Annotated in this window: 15 protein-coding genes and 2 tRNA genes; 8 read left to right on the top strand and 9 right to left on the bottom strand. The window is 67.8% G+C overall.

Annotated features, from left to right (window positions below; translation table 11 throughout):
• Nucleotides 1-106: 106 nt before the first annotated feature.
• Nucleotides 107-2509, bottom strand: a complete 2403-nt coding sequence (locus NR798_RS17000; protein WP_375772522.1) for a PAS domain S-box protein — start codon at nt 2507-2509, stop codon at nt 107-109.
• A gap of 468 nt (nt 2510-2977) precedes the next feature.
• On the opposite strand from NR798_RS17000, the gene NR798_RS16995 reads away from it, so the two are divergent.
• Nucleotides 2978-3682, top strand: a complete 705-nt coding sequence (locus NR798_RS16995; protein WP_375772521.1) for a phosphatase PAP2 family protein — start codon at nt 2978-2980, stop codon at nt 3680-3682.
• A gap of 84 nt (nt 3683-3766) precedes the next feature.
• Here NR798_RS16995 and NR798_RS16990 read toward each other — a convergent pair whose 3' ends face one another.
• The 5 genes from NR798_RS16990 to NR798_RS16970 form a co-directional block, all read right to left on the bottom strand.
• Complete coding sequence (locus NR798_RS16990; RefSeq protein ID WP_375772520.1) at nt 3767-5086, bottom strand: tetratricopeptide repeat protein; 1320 nt, start codon at nt 5084-5086, stop codon at nt 3767-3769.
• 229 nt (nt 5087-5315) lie between these two features.
• Nucleotides 5316-6350 carry an alcohol dehydrogenase gene (locus NR798_RS16985; protein WP_375772519.1) on the bottom strand — a complete coding sequence of 345 codons (1035 nt, stop codon included), beginning with the start codon at nt 6348-6350 and terminating at the stop codon, nt 5316-5318.
• Nucleotides 6351-6361: 11 nt separating this feature from the next.
• Nucleotides 6362-6796: an NAD(P)-binding protein gene (locus NR798_RS16980; RefSeq protein WP_375772518.1), complete on the bottom strand. Its 435-nt coding sequence runs from the start codon at nt 6794-6796 to the stop codon at nt 6362-6364.
• A 173-nt stretch (nt 6797-6969) separates the two neighbouring features.
• Nucleotides 6970-7278 carry an SDR family oxidoreductase gene (locus tag NR798_RS16975; RefSeq protein WP_375772517.1) on the bottom strand — a complete coding sequence of 103 codons (309 nt, stop codon included), beginning with the start codon at nt 7276-7278 and terminating at the stop codon, nt 6970-6972.
• Between the two features lie 74 nt (nt 7279-7352).
• On the bottom strand, nt 7353-7634 hold the full coding sequence (locus NR798_RS16970) for a hypothetical protein (RefSeq protein ID WP_375772516.1): 282 nt from the start codon (nt 7632-7634) through the stop codon (nt 7353-7355).
• Nucleotides 7635-7818: 184 nt separating this feature from the next.
• On the opposite strand from NR798_RS16970, the gene gcvA reads away from it, so the two are divergent.
• A complete protein-coding gene (gene gcvA / locus NR798_RS16965; RefSeq protein WP_375772515.1) occupies nt 7819-8733 on the top strand; it encodes a transcriptional regulator GcvA in 915 nt (304 codons plus the stop codon).
• A gap of 33 nt (nt 8734-8766) precedes the next feature.
• Here the strand turns inward: gcvA and NR798_RS16960 are convergent, their stop codons facing one another.
• Both NR798_RS16960 and NR798_RS16955 read right to left on the bottom strand, forming a co-directional pair.
• Nucleotides 8767-8904 (bottom strand): hypothetical protein, encoded by a 138-nt coding sequence (locus NR798_RS16960; RefSeq protein WP_375772514.1) that lies wholly within the window; start codon nt 8902-8904, stop codon nt 8767-8769.
• 319 nt (nt 8905-9223) lie between these two features.
• Nucleotides 9224-9297, bottom strand: a tRNA-Arg gene (locus tag NR798_RS16955).
• 240 nt (nt 9298-9537) lie between these two features.
• Between NR798_RS16955 and NR798_RS16950 the strand changes: the two genes are divergently transcribed.
• Nucleotides 9538-10968 (top strand): FAD-dependent oxidoreductase, encoded by a 1431-nt coding sequence (locus NR798_RS16950; protein WP_375772513.1) that lies wholly within the window; start codon nt 9538-9540, stop codon nt 10966-10968.
• Between the two features lie 6 nt (nt 10969-10974).
• Here the strand turns inward: NR798_RS16950 and NR798_RS16945 are convergent.
• Nucleotides 10975-11060, bottom strand: a tRNA-Leu gene (locus NR798_RS16945).
• A gap of 331 nt (nt 11061-11391) precedes the next feature.
• Between NR798_RS16945 and NR798_RS16940 the strand changes: the two genes are divergently transcribed.
• The 5 genes from NR798_RS16940 to NR798_RS16920 all read left to right on the top strand — a co-directional run bounded on the left by NR798_RS16940 (nt 11392) and on the right by NR798_RS16920 (nt 17842).
• The gene (locus tag NR798_RS16940; protein ID WP_375772512.1) at nt 11392-11763 is read left to right on the top strand and encodes a hypothetical protein; all 372 of its coding nucleotides are present in this window, start codon (nt 11392-11394) and stop codon (nt 11761-11763) included.
• Nucleotides 11764-11868: 105 nt separating this feature from the next.
• Nucleotides 11869-13458, top strand: a complete 1590-nt coding sequence (locus NR798_RS16935) for an MBL fold metallo-hydrolase (protein WP_375772511.1) — start codon at nt 11869-11871, stop codon at nt 13456-13458.
• Between the two features lie 34 nt (nt 13459-13492).
• The gene (locus NR798_RS16930; protein ID WP_375772510.1) at nt 13493-13711 is read left to right on the top strand and encodes an MbtH family protein; all 219 of its coding nucleotides are present in this window, start codon (nt 13493-13495) and stop codon (nt 13709-13711) included.
• Nucleotides 13712-13984: 273 nt separating this feature from the next.
• Nucleotides 13985-15628 (top strand): signal recognition particle protein, encoded by a 1644-nt coding sequence (gene ffh / locus NR798_RS16925; RefSeq protein ID WP_375772509.1) that lies wholly within the window; start codon nt 13985-13987, stop codon nt 15626-15628.
• Nucleotides 15629-15892: 264 nt separating this feature from the next.
• The gene (locus tag NR798_RS16920; protein WP_375772508.1) at nt 15893-17842 is read left to right on the top strand and encodes an Ig-like domain-containing protein; all 1950 of its coding nucleotides are present in this window, start codon (nt 15893-15895) and stop codon (nt 17840-17842) included.
• The last annotated feature ends 58 nt before the right edge of the window (nt 17843-17900 follow it).

The raw sequence follows: 17900 nt of genomic DNA, 5'->3' as shown, positions 1-17900 counted from the left end.
CGGAATGACCATGGGAATCCCACCCGCGAGAGGGGTGCTGTCCGCGAGCGCCGTGCAACGTGCTCCAGCGGATACACGTGGCTGCCCGGGCCCTCCCCTGGCGGGCCTAGACGCCCCGCTCCTCCGGAGACGCCGAGGCCACCGGGAGCGTGAAGCGGAAGGTGGAGCCCTCCCCTGGAGCACTCTCCACCCAGATGCGCCCCCCGTGGGCCTCCACCAGGCCCTTGCAGATGGCCAGGCCGAGGCCCGCGCCCCGTTTGTCCTGGGCATCCGCCTGCCAGAAGCGGTCGAACACACGGCCCTGCTGCTCCGGGGGGATGCCCGGGCCGGAGTCCCGCACCCAGAAGCACACGTGGGTCCCCTCGAGCGCCGAGCCCACCTCCACCGTGCCCTCCAGGGGTGTGAACTTGAGGGCATTGCCCAGCAGGTTGGAGAAGACCTGGAGCACCCGGTCCCGGTCCGCCAGCACCTGGGGCAGGCCCTCGCCCACCACCCCCCGCAGCGTGTGCCGCTCCGCCAGGGGCCGGGCCCCGCCGAGCGCCTCGTTCACCAAGGACTCGGGACTCTCCCGGGTCGGCCGCACCCCGAGCCTCCCCGAGTCCATCCGCGTCACGGTGAGCAGGTCCTCCACCAGCCGGTCCATGCGCTGCACCGAGGTCTCGATGTTCGACACCACCTTCTGCATCGAGTCGGGCAGCACCGCGGCCTTCAGCTTGTGCCCGAGGCTGTGCGCCTGGAGGAGGATGGCATGCAGGGGGTTGCGCAGGTCGTGCGCCACCACGCCCAGCATCTCGTCGCGCGCGCGCGTGGCCTCCTGCGCCGTGCGGTACAGGCGCGCGTTGTCGATGGCCAGTGCCGCGCGCCGCGCCAACTCCTGCGCGAGCGCCAGTCCTTCCGGGCCCTGCCGCCGCTGGGACTGCTCCACCATGAGCAACAGGATGGCGCCCAGCACCTCGCCCCGCGCGCACAGGGGGACGCAGATGTACGAGCGCAGCCCCATGCGGAGCACCAGGCGGTAGTGCTCCTCGTCGTTGGCGAGCACGCGCAGGTGCTCCATCGATACCTCGCGCACCAGCTCGCTCTGCCCGGTACGGATGACGTGCCCCACGCCCGACGGCGCGTCGAGCCGCACGGGATGGCGGCGGCGCACCTCCTGGAGGAACGCGGCCTGGTGCGGATCCACGTGCTCGACGGCGGCGATCTCCACCCCGCCGCCCGGAGTGCGCAGGTACACCACGCACGAGTCCGCCAGGTCCGGCACCGCCAGGCGAGCCACCTGCCGGAGCGTGGCCTCGTAGTCGATGGACTCGGCCAGCAGCGCGCCGGCGGCCGCCAGGAAGCGCTGCTCGCGCTCGATGCGGTGGCGCGCCGTCACGTCCCGCAGCGAGATGATGTAGAGCCGCTCCCGGCCCTCGCCGAGCCGGGCGATGGAGGCCTCGAGGGGAAACTCCTCTCCGTTCTTCCTGCGGCCGAACACCTCGCCGCGCTCGCCCATGTGCCGGGCCTGCGCGGGCCCCTTGCCAAAACGCTCCACCTGCTGGCGATGCACCTCCCGGTGCCGCTCGGGCAGCAGCATGTCCAGCGGAGCCCCCACCACCTCCGAGCGCGCGTAGCCGAAGGTGGCCTCCGCCCCGTCGTTGAAGAGGCGGATGTGCTGGTGCTCGTCCACGGCGAGGGTGGCGTCCCCGGCGATGGAGAAGATGCCCGCGAAGCGCGCCTCGGAGCGGCGCAGGGCCTCCTCCATGAGCAGGCGGTCGGTGATGTCGCGGCCCTCGGGGACGATGTACGTCACCTGGCCGTGCTCGAAGACGGGGTTGAGCGAGAAGTCGATGGTGGCCACCTGGCCGCGGGAGCCGAGCACCTCGGCCTCGTAGCGCACGAAGCGGCCGTGGCTGGCCTCGGCGATGGCCTGGCGCAGCCGCTCCTGCGTGCGGGGCGTCAGCGTCCACCAGCGCGCCTCCCAGAAGGGGCGCCCCACCACGTCCGAGCGCTCCAGCCCGCCGAAGTCCAGCGCGCTGGCGTTGGCCTCGAGCAGCGTCCCGTCGGGCGACAGCAGGCCGATGAACTGGAAGGTGTGGTTGAAGATGGCGCGGAAGCGCTCGTCGCTGCGCCGCAGGGCCTGGGTGGCCAGGAGCAGTCCGTCCTCGCGGCGTTTGTGCTCGGTGATGTCCAAGCCCGTCCACACCATGCACGGGCCCAGGCCGCCGAGCGGCGCCAGCGGTGCGCACGACCAGGCAAGCCAGCACCGCTCACCATTGTGCATGCGGGCGGTGGTCTCCACCCGGGTGGGCTCCCCCGAGCGGGCGGTGGAGAAGGCCTCGTGGAAGGACGCGTCCGAATCGGCCACCAGGGGGGTGTGCCAGAGGAGGTGGCCCCGCACCTGCTCGAGCCTGCTGCCGGTGAGCACCGCGCAGGCCGCGTTCCACCAGCGCACCGTGCCCTGCTCGTCCAGCACCACGACGGGCGTGCGAACCTCGTCCAGCAGCGTGAAGTCCTCTTCCGTGCGCATCCTGCTCCCCCCTGCCTCTGGCAGCTGCCGCGCCATCCTCTACAAACCCTATACGTTAGCGCCTGTTGAGGACTCAACCGCAAGGGCCCCCCCCTTCACTCCTGCGTGGAGGGGTCTGGATAGGTGGAGCCCCAATGGCCCTCGCACGCGCTTCTTCCACCAGGGCCAGGCACTCCACGGCGCCTGCTGGCACGACGCCTTCGGCAACGCGACACGGCGTGGCTCTTCGAGTGGGCGCGGCGGCCGGTGACCCGGGTCCAGCTGGAGGGGGGCAAGGCAGGCGGGCCCAGGGACGGCCCGGCACCGATTCCGCCCCCTCGTTAGGTTTGAAGCAGGCCAGCCAGGGATGGGCAGGGACGGACGCAACGCTTGCCGCCCGGGCCGGGCTCGCGCGCAAGGAATGCATCCCCGCGCCCCGGGGTGTCCCGTGGACGGGGAGGCAGGGCGCTTGCACCACTGGATGGAGTCATGAGCCCGCTCAGGTCCATCTTCTCCGGTCCCCTCGCCCTCGGACAGGGCAGGCGTTCTTCCCTGTCCGAGCTCTCCGCGTGGCTCGAGCGGCAGAACAAGCTCGTGCTGGCCGTCGCGGCCGCGGTGGCGCACGCGCTCCTTTACGGAGCACCCAACCGCATCCACCTCGCCGAGCCGGTGGAATTGCCCATGACATGGGTGGACCGAGCCGTGCCCTTCCTTCCCCTGACGCTGTGGATCTACCTGAGCGCCTACCTGCTGGTGTTCATCGCCTTCGCGCTGTGCCGGAGGCCCGGGAGCAGCGCCCGCTTCATCTTCGCCTTCTTCACGGTGGTGGGGCTGGCCACGCTGGTGCACTGGATGTGGCCCACGGTCTACCCGCGCGCGGAGTTTCCCGTGCCGCCGGACGCCTCGCCCTTCATGCACTGGATGATGGCGCGCTTCCGCGAGCTCGACAGCCCCGCCAGTTGTCTGCCGAGCCTCCACGTGGCGGCCGCCTTCCTCTCGGCGTTCGCGGTGCTGGGGGAGCGGGATCGCCACGCCCCGGCGCTGCTCGTGTGGGCGGCGCTCATCTGGGCGAGCACCCTCACCACCAAGCAGCACTACATGGTGGATGGGCTCGCGGGGCTGCTGCTGGCGGTGGGGGTGTGGGCCCTCTTCTACGCCCGGCCGTCGGCGGTGAAGCGTCTGACACGTGCCTGACGGCGAGGGCCCTTCATGCGGCGGAACGGCTCGCGGGCACGAGTCCGGTCGCGGCGTTGGCATCAGCATGTGACATGGGGAGCCTCAGGCTGTGAGCAGACCATACCAGCGCGTGTCGCGCGGTGACGGGCGGCGGTGCAGGCGGCGGTCGAGAAGCTCACGCGCCTTCACAGCCTCGCCGCTCCGCATCAGGGCGAGCAGGAGCATGTCCTCGAATACCTCGCGCTGAGCGCCGCTGCCGCCGATACGCACGACCTCGGCCGCGAGCGGCTTCAGGAGGCGGGCGCAGCCCGCGTAGTCTTCCTCCGCGAAGGCAAGGGCGGCGCGGCAGATCGCCGGCACCACCGGTCCGGCGGCCAAGGCCCCCGCCTCGAGCAGGCCCGTCAACGCCTCCACGCGCTGCTCCACCGCGGCCCTGTCGCCGGTCGCCGCCGCGATGAGGGCCATGTGGACATCAGCGAAGGCGAAGCCCGCCTTCTGGAAGACTCCTCCAGAATAGGCCGCCGCCGCCTCCCACAGCCCCGGCGGCACCGTGTGGCCGTAGGCCTGGAGTCGCCACAGGAAAGAGGCGGTGTCGCTGACCACGTTGACCGGCATTCCGGCCGAAACCGACGGCTGGATGTACTCCGCGTAGATGGCGAGGGCCCACTCCGGATCACCCCGCTCCAGGGCGCCGAGGGCCGAGTGCCAGGCGATGTGGCCATGGAGGATTCCGGCGCGGTCATAGCCCGGCAGCCAGTTCGCGATCAGCCTCTCGGCCTCCTCGCCTGCGCCGCTCTCGTACATGACGTGCGCGAGCGCGTGCGCCGCGTTCGCGTTGTGGGTCCGCAGGTCGTAGCCGCGCTGCGTGAGGGCTCGGCCGAGCTTCACGTTGCCGTTCTCCGCATGGGCCCAGCCCCGGTAGGTGAGGAACCACCAATCGTCGGCGTCGAAGTGCCGGGCATGGCGCTCGCAGAGCTCCGCGCGCGCCTGGTCGTGGTCCGCCATCCCGGAGAAGGCGAAGAGCCCGAAGGCGCCGAGAGGCAGCGAGAGGATCAGGACGTCCCGCGGCCAGGTGTCGGCGTGCGCGAGCGCCCGCTCCAGTGCTTTTGCCGACTGGCCGTTGATGGCGAGGGACAGGATGTCCACATGGCTCCGCTCCCGCTCGGTCCCCCGCCGGGCGACGAGCTCTTCCGCCGTCGCGATCCGCGCCCGGGCCTTCGCCGGTTCGGCACGGATGGCATGCAGGCGCGCGCGCGCCGCATGGGCGAGAGCGAAGCCGGGGTCAGCCGCGATTGCCTCCTCCAGGGCCTCCGCGGCACCGGGCCAGGTCGAGAGGAGCAGGTCCACCCCATCCCGGTAGCGTTCGGCCGCGAGGTCGGACGTGGTCGAGAGTGGTAGGCCTCGGCTGTCGAGGTGGGTCATGGCAGGCTCCTTGCTCTGAGATCGGGCGGGCTTCGGCGCTCGTTCCAGCGATCTCTATACGGGAAAGCCCCCTGCCCGTATTTCGACAACCTGCCAAACCATGTAGAGCAACAGCCAAACGAGGCCGGACATGCCATGGGAGACTCGAGGCACCACCCGGCCTGGCGCCGCCCCAACCGATGACCGTGCGCGCACAGTCGATCCCGGCGCATCACTCCTTCCCGGAGCATCAGCGCCCCCCCGTCATCGTCAGCACCATCCGGAACTTCGCCTCGCCGGACTTCATTCGCGCGAAGGCCTCGCCCGCCCTCTCAAGAGGCATGGTCTCGATGCGCGGCAGGACGTTGGCAAGGATGCTGAAATCCAGGGTCTTTTCGGATTCGAACGGCGTGCCGGTGATTGATCCTTGCACCACCCGCTCGCCGACCACCAGCAGGCCGGGCGATACTGTCAAGGAGTCTTTGCCAACTCCCACCACGAGCAACTTTCCCTGAGGAGCCAAGGCTGGAATGAGAAGCGAGGCCGCGGCGCTGTTCGTGATGGTCGTCATGAGCACTTGTGCGCCACCCATTCTCTGAAGCCGGGCGACGGCATCATCCAGGTCAGTATCGATATAGACGTGCGCCCCCAGGCCGAGGACGTCATTCGCGATGTCCGCGCCGCGCCCGATGGCCACGACCTTGAAGCCCATCTTGCGCGCATACTGGACCGCGAGGTGACCCAGGCCGCCGATGCCCTGGATGGCGACGAGGTCTCCTGCCTGCGCGCCCGACTTCTTGAGGGCGTTGAAGGTCGCAATCCCCGCGCACAGCAGGGGCGCAGCTTCCTCGGAGCCGAGCGCGTCCGGGATTGCCACCAGGCCGGTGCTTCGCGCGACCATCATCTCGGCATAGCCGCCGTCCTGCGAGGTGCCAACGAAGGGCTGGTTCCCGCAGAGCTGGAACTGCCCGCGGCGGCACTGGTCGCATGCATTGCAGTGCCCCCCGAGCCGGCCCACGCCGACGCGCTGGCCTACTTGCCAGAACGAAGGGGTGGCGGGGCCGATCGCGGCAATTCGCCCGACAACCTCATGTCCGGGGACACGCGGGAACTGCTGCCCGTCGATGGTGCCGGCGTCCGCGCCGCAGATGCCACACGCCTCGACCCGGAGCAGCACCTCTCCCGCCCCAGGCTCCGGCGTCTGCCGCTCGACCCACTCCAGCACTCCCGGCCGGGTCGCCTGCATGGCGCGGTACGTCTTTGCCAAGGCCATCTCCTGGGTCATGGTTGCTCCTTTCATGGGTTCGGCGCCGCCAGCGCGGCCGCCACGCCGCGGGTCGCGGCATCCAGGGCGCCGGCGATATAGCCGGGGAAAGCTGGCGACCACCCACTGGCGATGCCGATGAGGCGGTTGCGCCACACGCCAGCGGGAATGCAAGCCTCGGGCGCGGCCGCGTGGTGCGAGGCCGCCACCTGGTCGGCTGGCGTTGCGACGCAAGGGTGTGCCCGAGGGCATCTTGCGCCTCCATCATGACGGCTCGGCCCTCCCGGCCGAGCCTCGAGCCCACCGCCGTGTGCACCCAGGGAGGGCGCGACGGAGAGGACCCGGCCGCCGAGCGTCTCTTGTACCTCGAGGAGCACGGAGTCCTCGACGCGGCGCTCCTCGAGCAGGGTGGCCGCGTAAAGGCCGCTCAGTCCGCCTCCGACGATGCCGATGCGCGCGGTCACCATGTGCCAGACGTCCGATGGGCCGGAAGGTGGCCGGTCTTCAGGTAGAGCGTCGCGCCGTCGCGGCTGGATGAGAGCGAGGGGACGACGGGTGGCCAAAGCCGGGGACGCTTCGGAGGCCGGTCCGCACCGGAGTGATTCCGTGTCACCGCGATGTCTGGGAACTCCTCCAAGGGTCAGCTGTACTTGTTGCGTCCTGCCATGACGCCGCCGTCGACATCCCAGATTGCGCCGGTGACCCACGAGGTCTCGTTCGACAACAGATGGGCGATGGTCTGCGCAACATCCTCTGCGCGGCCCACTCGGCCGATCGGATGGAATCCGTTGAACCCCTGGAGCGCACTGTGAACCTGCTCCTTGTCGTCTCGATGCCCGATGACAACGGCTTGTCCGCCCTCCTCGAGCACGATTCGGGCAACGGCCTTCCCCATTCCGCTGGTACCGCCCACGACGATGACTTTCTGATGGGTGAATCGCGCACGCATTGAAAGCTCCCAATTGATTGGCGTTGGGTGAAGGTCGGGCCGCCGCGGTCGGCGACGGCCCGACATGAGAAGCCTCAGGCGGCCTGGTAGATGCGGACGTCCGGGGCGGCGTCGAGGAGCGGCTTCAGCGCGCTCACGACGTCGGCGGTGAACAGGTCGGTCTTGAGGTAGGCGCTGGCCTGCTGCGCCGTGTCGAACCCGTGCAGCACCTGCACGTCCTCGTCACGGACGAGGAGTTCCTTCGACTTCGCGCCGGCGATCGTCTCGAGGAAGGGCGCCTTGTAGCGTTGGTATACGCCGGCGGCTGCAGGGCGGTTGGCGGGAGAAATCTTCAGGGAGATTTGCAGGTAGACCATGGGTGTCTTCCGTCTTGGCTTCTGTGCTCCGCTAAAGGTAGGCTATCCCGCCGGAGCAGCGTCTACGGGCAGCCTTTGGCTCTGGGATGAGCCGGAGTGGTCCGACGCAACATTCATCGTCCAGAGCACCCGCCGCCGCAATCGAGAGTTTCTTGGTATGCGGTAAAGGAAATCTTGACCGGCTATGAGCGCACCTGAATACCTCAACGCCCTGCGTGCCTTCGAGGCGGCGGCCAGGCACGAGAGCTTCTCCGCCGCGGCCGCCGAGCTCCACGTGACCCCGGCGGCGGTCGGACAGCTCGTGCGAAGCCTCGAGGACGTGCTCGGCACACCGCTGTTCCACCGGGGCACGAGCGGACGCAAACGGCTCGTCCTCACCGAGGCGGCCCAGCGGGCCCTGCCGGACATCCGTGCGGGGTTCGAGCGGCTGAGCGCCGGCGTCGCGCGGCTGAAGGAAGGCTCGTCGACCGGCGTGCTGACCGTGACGGTCAGCCCCGCCTTCGCGGCCAAGTGGCTCCTGCCGCGCCTCGAGCGGTTCCAGGCCTCATGGCCGGAGCTGGACGTGCGGCTCGACGCGTCCACCGAGCTGCTCGACTTCGCCGCGCGCGGCGTCGATATTGGCGTGCGCTACGGCGCTGGAGTCTGGCCCGGGCTGACCGCCGAGAAGCTCTTGGACGAGGAGGTCTATCCCGTTTGCTCGCCTGCCCTCCTGCGGCAGAGCGGCCGTCTGCGTCGGCCGTCGGACCTGGCCAGCCTACGGCTCATCCACGACCGGTCCGTGGATGCCCGCTCGGGATTCGCCACGTGGGAGGCCTGGCTCGAGAAGGCGGGCGCAAGGGACGTCGAGACGAAGCGAGGCCTGCGTATCAACAACTCCGCTGCCGTGCTGCAGGCGGCAATCGACGGGCAGGGCGTGGCGCTGGCCCGCAGCATCATGGCGCATGACGACCTCGCGGCCGGACGGCTGGTGCGCCTGTTCCCGGAGGTGGAGTTCTCTTCCGTGCTCGCCTACTACGTCGTCTATCGGCCCGATTGCGCTACGCTCCCCAAGCTCGTTGCGTTTCGTGACTGGCTCGTCCGCGAAGCGTCCATGGGGTAATCACGCCAGCACCTCGCGTGCAGCCGGGTTGACCTAGACGTCTCCGGCGTGGGCCGGCAGGTGCTCCACGTAGAAGGCATCCAGCTCGGTGGGGGTGCAGCACAGGCCGAAGATGCGCACGTCCTCGGGGGAGCCCTGTCCGAAGGCGGGCGCGAACTCCTCGCGCGTCACCGGACTGCCCGGAAGCGCCGCCCCGCGTCCTCCAGCACCCGCAGCCAGACATCCTCGCTGCAGATGAGGACTCCATACCGGGATCCGCGAATCACCGTGGAGGTCTACGGCCACCTCACCCCGGACTACCTCCTAACAGAAGGGGACACCCTCTCCTTTGGTCTGCGGCCTGCCCCGCCGCGGGAAGACTCAGGCAGGCTGGCCGCAGCCGGAGCGGAGGGGACTTCTGCTGCACCCTTGCTGCAAGGCTTGGCCGGAAAAGGCGAAGGGCCTGGAACCGTCGGGGGATTTCCCCAAGGATTCCAGGCCCTTCATGTTGCGCGCGATGCAGGATTCGAACCTGCGGCCTTTGGCTCCGGAGGCCAACGCTCTATCCAGCTGAGCTAATCGCGCAGGCGGCGACAGCGGGTGGGTAACTAACTGACTTCCCCCGCCGACGCAAGCACGCTTTCTTGGAACAGCGCCGGGCAGGGACATCCTCCCTGGGGACCCGGACTGCACTGTTGGATACCCACCTGACTGCCTGCCGGGGAGGCAGGAGCCACACACTGGCCGCGATGAACGGGCCAGGAGGCGGCGGAGCGGGGTATGCACCGGAGCGAGCGAAGTGCCGGCCCAGACGAAGAGCGAGCGATGCACGAGAACGAGGAGCTTCGAGGTTGGGGGGAGTCCACGGCGAGCCGGAGCCTCGTCCACCGAGTGGAGGGCACGGCGCAGCTGGCCGAGCTGCTGGTGACGGCGGGCGGGCGCGGGGAGACGGTGGCCTTCCGAGGCGGCGGGCGGAGCTACGGTGACGCGGCCCTGAACACCGGGGGCGCCATCGTCGAGCTGGGCCGGCTCGATCGCATCCTGGAGTTCGACAGCACGGAGGGCATCGTGCGGGTGGAGCCCGGCGTCACCATCGCGGCCCTGTGGCGCATGAGCATCGCGCACGGCTTCTGGCCGTACGTGGTGCCCGGCACCATGCACGTCACCATCGGTGGCGCGCTGTCGATGAACATCCATGGGAAGAACCAGTACAAGGTCGGCTCGTTTGGCGAGTACGTCCGCTCCTTCCGTCTGCTGACGCCCGCGGGTGAGGAGCTGCGCTGCAGCCGCACCGAGAACGCGGACCTGTTCCACGCCGCCATTGGAGGCCTGGGGCTGCTCGGGTGCATCCTCGAGGTCGAGCTCCAGCTCAAGCGCTTGTCCTCCGGGCGGATGCTCGTGCATGCGCGCAGCGTGAGGGACCTGGGGGAGGCGATGCAGGGGCTCGACAGCGCCCAGGCCGAGTCCGATTACATGGTGGGGTGGATCGACTGCTACGCGAGCGGCTCGCGCCTCGGGCGAGGGCTGCTGCACATGGCGCGGCACGTGCCGGCGCAGGAGAACCCGGATCCGTTCCTGGAGCCCGCGCGGCAGGATGTACCCGGACGGGCCTTCGGCGTGGTTCCACTGGCGTGGCTATGGCCGGGACTGTGGCTGACGGTGCACGGCCGGGCGATGCGCTGGGTGAACCTGGCGAAGTTCTACGCCGGCATCCGCGAGGCGAGCCGTCCGGCGTACCTGCAGACGCATGGCGCGTTCCACTTCCTGCTCGACTACGTGCCGGGCTGGAAGCGGGCGCTGCTGCCGGGAGGGCTGCTGCAGTTCCAACCGTTCGTGCCCAAGGAGCAGGCGCACGCCGTCTACACGCACATCCTGGAGCGCTGCCAGCGCGAGGGGCTCATTCCGTATCTCGGGGTGCTCAAGCGCCACCGGCCGGCCCCGTTCCTGATGAGCTACTACGTGGACGGCTACTCACTGGCGCTGGACTTCTCGGTGACCTCGTCCAACCGCGAGCGGCTGTGGAAGCTCTGCCGGGAGCTGGCGGACCACGTACTGGCGCACGGTGGACGCTTCTATTACGCGAAGGACTCGGTGCTGACGGCGGAGCAGTTCCGCGCCAACCATGAGCCGGGGGCCGTCGAGCAGTTCCTGGCGCTCAAGGCGAGGGTGGACCCGAAGAACGTCCTGCAGACGGACCAGTGGCGGCGGCTGACGACGCCCGCGAAGGGCTCGCCCCTGCTCGCGCGGGCGGGTTGAGAGGAATGCACGAGCCGGGGATCGAACCCGGACGGCCCCTTCGGGCCAGCGGATTTTAAGTCCGCTGCGTCTGCCAGTTTCGCCACTCGTGCGGCGGCCCTTCTCGTGTACTGACTTCGTACCATCCCGCGCAAGGGGCTCCGCGACATCGTTCCTGATTCCAGAAAGCAGCGGCGCGAACGGGCGCTCCTCTGGAAATGGTGCTTTCAGGAGTGAACGTAGAATCCCGTTCTCGTGCGGGATAGAGTCCCTCGCCGAGACATGAACGCACGACGGCTGTTGAAGACACGTCCAGGCTTCTGACGCCGGGCGCCCACTTCGATGCCCACTACATGGGCGCGGACGACAACTCGACGGGCGTGGCGGGAGTGCTGGAGCTGGCCGGGTGCTCTCGCAGTACCGCTTCGAGCGCACCTGCATTTCGTGGGCTTCGATCTCAAGGAACTGGGCGACATGGGGAGCGGCCACTATGTGGACATGCTCAGCGACGAGAAGCGGGTGGCCACCGTCATCTTCGACTCCATCGGCTACTACGACACGAAGCCCGGCTCGCAGACGTCCCTGCCCGGCATGCCCGCGCCCGACACGGGGGACTTCCTTGCCATCATCGGCAACGACCACTCGCTCGACAGGCCGCGGCGCGGCTCGGGCTCTTGCTGGGACTGCTGCTTGGCTGCACGACCAGCGCCAAGGAGGGCTCGTCCGCCGCCGGCAACGAGAAACCAGGCACCCACCGCATCACCGCCTCTGTGCACTCGGGACTGGGCCTCTTCCTCTCCGACTTCCGCCTTCTAGTTCCCGGGAGCCGAGGCAGGGCCCCCCTTGCCTCGGGCTTTCCGCTCTTTCATCATCACCCCACCCCTTTTCGCATCGGGCTCCTGGGGGCCCGAGGAGCACTGCGTGTCCCAGCCCGCGCTGTACCTGAAGCAGAACGTCGCCGTCGAGCCGCTGTACAACCAGTGGTACGCGTGGTGGTACCTCGTCACGCCCGCGACGGCACCACTCTATGTGGCCAACCACCATGTGAAGATCATGGAGTCGTTCGTGGCCAACCCGGCCATCCACGTGGCCGCGCTGAAGAACCCGGCGCTGGCCGGTGGCCCCTACCTCAACTACGGCGTCGAGCGGGCGGGCGAGGTCAAGGAGCTGCTGGAGCGGACGCGCAAGGAGCAGGCAGCGTCGATCCAGTTCGCCCAGGCGGTGGCGGAGCTGGACAAGCTGCTGACGCCGGCCAACGGCTCGTCGCTGGAGGAGCTGTACAAGAAGGTGCCGGACATCCTGCAGGGGTACGTGGAGCTGACGTACGATCTGAACAACCGGGCGTCGGCGCGCTTCTTCGAGCCGCTGCTCTACCGCAGCCCCCACTACAAGGAGGGCTCGCAGAGCCTGTCCTTCCGCCTGTTGAAGGGGGATGCCCGGCCGTACGTCTTCAGCACGCCGCGGTTGGACTCGGACAAGGACACGCTGCACGTGCACCTGCCCTTCCGCCACGAGGCGATCGACAAGCTCTACGCCATGCGGCGCACCCCGGGCCCGGTGGAGCCCATCCGCGAGGCCATGGGCATTGGTGCCAAGGACGCCGAGCTCTTCTCCACGTTCTTCACGGAGCAGGCCCCGCGCCCGGCCTCGCGCTACGACGGTGACGGCGTGCGCATGCGCTACTTTGGCCACGCCTGCGTGCTCATCGAGACGCGCGAGGTGAGCATCCTGACGGATCCCGTCGTCAGCTACGACTTCCCGAGCGACCTGCCCCGCTACACGCACGCGGATCTGCCGGAGAAGATCGACTACGTGCTCATCACGCACGGGCACGCCGACCACCTGATGTTCGAGCCGCTGCTGCAGCTGCGCCACAAGGTGGGCACCGTGGTGGTCCCGGCGAGCAACGGTGGCTCGCTGGCGGACCCCTCGCTCAAGCTGATGCTGAAGGCGGTCGGCTTCAAGAACGTGGTGGCCCTGTCCGAGCTGGAGAGCCTCGAGTTGCCGGGCGGCTCCATCACGGGCGTGCCCTTCATCGGCGAGCACGCCGACCTCAACATCCAGGCGAAGATCGCCCACTTGGTGCAGCTCAAGGGCCGCTCGATGCTGATGGCGGCGGACTCCAACGCGCTCGAGCCGCGCCTGTACGATCATGTCCACGCGGCCGTGGGAGACATCGACGTGCTGTTCCTCGGGATGGAGTCCGAGGGAGGGCCGCTGAGCTGGATGTACGGGCCGATGCTGCCCGCGCCGCTGCCGCGCAAGATGGACCAGTCGCGGCGCCTCAACGGCTCCAACGCCGAGCGGGCCATCGAGATCGCCCGGCGCATCAACCCCAAGCAGGTCCACATCTACGCCATGGGCCGCGAGCCCTGGATGGGCCACGTGATGGCGATGGGCTACCACGAGAACTCGCCGCAGCTCGTCGAGGCCCGCAAGCTGCTGGCCTGGTGCCAGGAGCGGGGAATCACCGCCACGCTGCCCTACGTCCAGGCGGAGCTCTTCTTCTGACGTTCCCCCTCTTCACCTGCCGGAGCACACAGCCATGAGCGAGCACGAGGATACGACCGTCTACAAGGTCGTGATGAACCACGAGGAGCAGTACTCCATCTGGCCGGCGGACCGCGAGAACGCGCCCGGCTGGAAGGACGCGGGCAAGCAGGGCCCCAAGGCCGAGTGCCTGGAGCACATCAAGCAGGTGTGGACGGACATGCGGCCGCTGAGCCTGCGCAAGAAGATGGAGGCGCAGTCGCGCCCCAACTGAGGCCGTACCCGGGACCTGCCGTCCAGCCCGGGCGGCAGGCTCCTTCCAGGGCCCGGCCTGGACGTCCGCTCCGTGCTCCCCCTGGGAGCCGTTGAGCGCGTCCTCGCCCCCGGGTGCCCCCGGGCCCCGGCGGAGGGCAACCAGGCAGCCCGGGTCCCAGCCAGCCGGACGCCGAGGGCGTGCTGGGGGTGACGGCCCCCATCTCTCGACTGCTGGACGCCCCCAAGCACTTGGGCATCCCGTCCCGGCCTGCGCTGTTATATAGCGACCGCCATGCTTGAGACCGTCACCAAGGGCTTCCGAGCCGCCAAGAACCGCCTTGCGGGCAAGAGAGAGATCACCCCGGAGATGGTGGACGAGTCGCTTCGCGACATCCGCGTCTCCCTGCTCGAAGCGGACGTCGCCTTCGATGTGGTGAAGAAGTTCGTCGCGCGGGTGCGCGAGAAGGCCGTCGGGGAGGTGGTGCAGACGACGGTCACCGACAAGGCCGGCCAGAAGCACCGCGTTTCGGCGGGCGATCACTTCGTCAAGATCTGCCACGACGAGCTCGAGGCCTTGATGGGTCCGGTGGACACGAGCATCCAGCTCAAGCCCAAGGATCAGGTCAGCGGCATCATGATGGTGGGCCTGCAGGGCTCGGGTAAGACGACGACCACGGGCAAGCTCGCCAGCAAGCTCCTCAAGGAGGGGCGCAAGCCGCTGCTGGTGGCGGCGGACATCTACCGTCCGGCGGCCGTGGATCAGCTCAAGGTGCTGGGCGAGCGGCTGAAGGTGCCGGTGTACTTCGAGCCCAACGTGCCGCCGCCGGAGCTGGCGAAGCGCGGGTACGCCGCGGCGCGCGAGCAGAAGTGCGACGTGGTGCTCATCGACACCGCGGGCCGGCTGGCCATCGACGAGGCGTTGATGACGGAGCTGGAGGCCATCAAGAGCAACGTGCGGCCGGACAACATCCTGCTGGTGTGCGACGCGATGATTGGCCAGGACGCGGTGCGCACGGCGGCCGAGTTCGATCGGCGCCTGAGCCTGGACGGCTTCATCCTCACCAAGCTGGACGGTGATGCGCGCGGTGGCGCGGCGCTGTCCATCAAGGAGGTGACGGGCAAGCCCATCAAGTTCCTGGGCATGGGCGAGTCGATGGACAAGCTCGAGGAGTTCCGCCCGGACGGACTGGCGAGCCGGATTCTCGGCTTCGGCGACATCGTTGGCCTGATGAAGGACTTCGAGGGCGTCGTCGACGAGAAGAAGGCGGCCGAGGACGCGCAGAAGCTGCTGTCGGGCAACTTCTCGATGAAGGACTTCGTCGAGCAGATCCGCATGGTGCGGAAGATGGGCCCGCTGAAGGATCTGCTGGAGAAGTTCCCGCTCTTCGGAGAGATGACCGAGCAGCTCAACCCGGACGAGAAGGAGCTGACGAAGATCGAGGCGATGTACGACTCGATGACGGAGCAGGAGCGGCTGCGACCGAACCTGATCAACGACAGCCGAGTGAAGCGCATCGCGAAGGGCAGCGGCCGCAAGACGGAAGAGGTGCGCGAGCTGCTGCAGAAGTTCGGGATGATGCAGCAGGTGATGGGGACGATTGGCCAGAACCCGGGCCTGCTGGGGCGCATCCCTGGCTTCAAGCAGATGGGCCAGCTGGCGCAGATGAAGAACATGGACCTGTCGAGCGTCTTCGGGAAGGACCCGAAGATGATGGAGAAGGCCATGGCGGGGATGGGCATGGGCGGCATGCCGATGCAGATGCCGCAGATTGCGCCGGGCTACACGGCGCCGATGGGACAGGCGGCGATGGCCAAGGCGCGGATGATGGGGTACGCCCCGCCGTCGGCCGCCGGCAAGCCCGAGAACAAGGACGCCATCAAGGAGCGCCGCAAGCGCGAGAAGGAAAACAAGAAGAAGAACCGGAAGAAGAAGTAGCCGCCGCCGCGGACTCCGGTGACACCTGCGCGCCGCTCGGGAAGCCCCAAGGAGGGCCTCCTGGAGCGGCGCGGGTGTTTCGAGAGACCAAGGGGTCCCGCTCTGTAGACGCTGCGTCCTGAGAGCGAGACGCGGTCTCCCAGGCCGATTCACGGCCCGAGCGGAACTGAGGCATTCTCCGCGAGTCGTTTCGGGGGCTTACACACGTAAGACCCTGGGACTCAGCCACAGGCTCCTGGAATGGACCCTGCACTGCGGAGTGGCATGCCAACCCTCAAACGCTACATCCCCCTGTTCCTCGCCGGATTGATGTCCGCATGCCTCGACATGCCGGAGATCGACACCAGCACCCCACAGCCAGACGCGGGAGCGGTGGATACACCGGACTCAGGAACACCTGACCTGGCTGTCACGATCACCGCGCCTACGGGCACGTTCTACACCAGCGGGTCCGTTGCCATCTCCGTCGATGTCCGCGGAGGGACGCCCGAGGTGGTGCGGCTCTTCAAGGATGCGGTGGAGCTCGCGACGATCTCCGCGCCCTACACGTACACCTGGAATACCGCAGCCGAGCCCGAGGGCAGCTACACGCTGACAGCTCGTGCCACCAGGTCAGGCCGGACGTTCTCCAGCGCGCCCGTGACCGTCATCGTCGACCGCACCAACCTGCAGGTCTCTTCGAGGTCCCCTGCCCCGGGCGCGACCAACGTGGCCTACAGCACGCCCATCCAGGTGGTCTTCTCCAAGCCGGTGAAGGCCACGACGGTCAGCGACACGACCGTGAGCTTCGCGGTGGCTGGGGTGCTGGCGGAGAAGACCCTCTCGCTTTCGAGCGACGGCAGAACGCTGACGCTCATCCCCAAGGCAAAGCCGCCTCTGCCAGCCACCTTCTCGATTGGCTTGAGCAGTGGCATCACCGACACGGCCGGCAACGCACTCGTCATTCCGAGCACGCCGTGGAGTTTCGAGCTTCCACACTGGTACTCCTTCGGCGGGCCATTGAATGCAGTGGGCGGCAGTACCCTGCTGAAAGATACCGCCATGGCCCTCGATAGCCGGGACAACCCAGTGGTTGCCTGGAGCGAAGAGGTCACGACGGGAGGCAGGGCATCCATCTTCGTCTATCGCTGGGACGGTAATGCGTTTACCCCGATTGGCAGCGCCCTGAACGGTACACCGAGCGGCTCCGCCTACAAACCAGCCCTAGTGCTCGATGGCAGCGGGAACCCCATCGTTGCATGGCAGGAGTCGGATGGGTTCAACGAGAACATCTACATCAAGCGCTGGACCGGAACGGCTTGGCAGTCCGTGGGGACGGGAGCACTATCCGCCCAGAATGACACGAGTTCCAGCCCGGTTGCGACACCAGCCCGCAACCCCTCGCTCGCGGTGCATGGAAATGACGTCTACGTAGCCTGGGAGGAGATGAACGTTGAGGGATTCTCGTCCATTTACGTCTGGAAGTCAGTCAATGGAGGAGCATTCTCCGGCACAGGCTCTCGTGGAGGATTGCTCAATGCCGTGTACGGGGATAGCAGTGGCACCAAGCCATCTCTCGTGCTGGACAGCAATGGCCAACCCATTGTGGCCTTCCAAGAGCAGACTCTGGAAGAATACTCTCCCACGAACATCTACGTTATGCGTCTTCAGCCAGACAATTCTTGGGACTATGCTGTTCCACCCGCCCATAGTTACGATGATCCGGGAGGATACGTCTCTGGTGGGCTCAGCGCCTCCACCGGAGCAACGTCGGCTCGCGATTGCTCGTTGACCGTTGATGCCCAGAACAACTTGTATCTGGCCTGGGCTGAAGAATCTTACTTTGATGGGCCCAGGGACATCCAAATCTTCCGTTCTACTGGTGCACAGTCCTGGGAGCGGGTTGGAATCCCCCTGAGCGCATATGGCGGTCGCAGCTATGCAGGGCAGGCACGGCTCCAAGCCACACCCGCTGGCAAGCTTTTCGTTACTTGGAAGGAATTTGATGGAAATTTAGAAACAGGGCGCGAACATTTGTTTGCCAGCCGCTGGAACAACAATTCCTGGAGCAGTCTGGTCGCCTCGGACGGTATCAACCAGGGCATGCAGAACAGCCTCCGACCTATGCTTGTAATTGATTCAGCCGAGCGACCTATAGTCGCCTGGCACGAGAGCCGCGAGGCTACCGATAACGCCGCTGGGGACTACGTCTACGTGCGCCGGTACAACGAATAGACTCCTTATCCCCTGAACATCGCCGAAGCATCGGCTACCGCAGGAACAAGGCTCGTTC

Source organism: Archangium gephyra (assembly GCF_042230915.1).
Classification (GTDB): domain Bacteria; phylum Myxococcota; class Myxococcia; order Myxococcales; family Myxococcaceae; genus Archangium; species Archangium gephyra_B.
This window is presented reverse-complemented; position numbering and strand designations above follow the sequence as displayed.

Coding starts and splice junctions, on each gene's coding strand:
- NR798_RS16930 (WP_375772510.1), top strand. CDS start 13,493: ATGAGCGAGCACGAGGATACGACCGTCTACAAGGTCGTGATGAACCAC.
- NR798_RS16980 (WP_375772518.1), bottom strand. CDS start 6,796: ATGGTGACCGCGCGCATCGGCATCGTCGGAGGCGGACTGAGCGGCCTT.
- NR798_RS16995 (WP_375772521.1), top strand. CDS start 2,978: ATGAGCCCGCTCAGGTCCATCTTCTCCGGTCCCCTCGCCCTCGGACAG.
- gcvA (WP_375772515.1), top strand. CDS start 7,819: ATGAGCGCACCTGAATACCTCAACGCCCTGCGTGCCTTCGAGGCGGCG.
- ffh (WP_375772509.1), top strand. CDS start 13,985: ATGCTTGAGACCGTCACCAAGGGCTTCCGAGCCGCCAAGAACCGCCTT.
- NR798_RS16985 (WP_375772519.1), bottom strand. CDS start 6,350: ATGACCCAGGAGATGGCCTTGGCAAAGACGTACCGCGCCATGCAGGCG.
- NR798_RS16920 (WP_375772508.1), top strand. CDS start 15,893: ATGCCAACCCTCAAACGCTACATCCCCCTGTTCCTCGCCGGATTGATG.
- NR798_RS17000 (WP_375772522.1), bottom strand. CDS start 2,509: ATGCGCACGGAAGAGGACTTCACGCTGCTGGACGAGGTTCGCACGCCC.
- NR798_RS16975 (WP_375772517.1), bottom strand. CDS start 7,278: ATGCGTGCGCGATTCACCCATCAGAAAGTCATCGTCGTGGGCGGTACC.
- NR798_RS16950 (WP_375772513.1), top strand. CDS start 9,538: ATGCACGAGAACGAGGAGCTTCGAGGTTGGGGGGAGTCCACGGCGAGC.
- NR798_RS16990 (WP_375772520.1), bottom strand. CDS start 5,086: ATGACCCACCTCGACAGCCGAGGCCTACCACTCTCGACCACGTCCGAC.
- NR798_RS16970 (WP_375772516.1), bottom strand. CDS start 7,634: ATGGTCTACCTGCAAATCTCCCTGAAGATTTCTCCCGCCAACCGCCCT.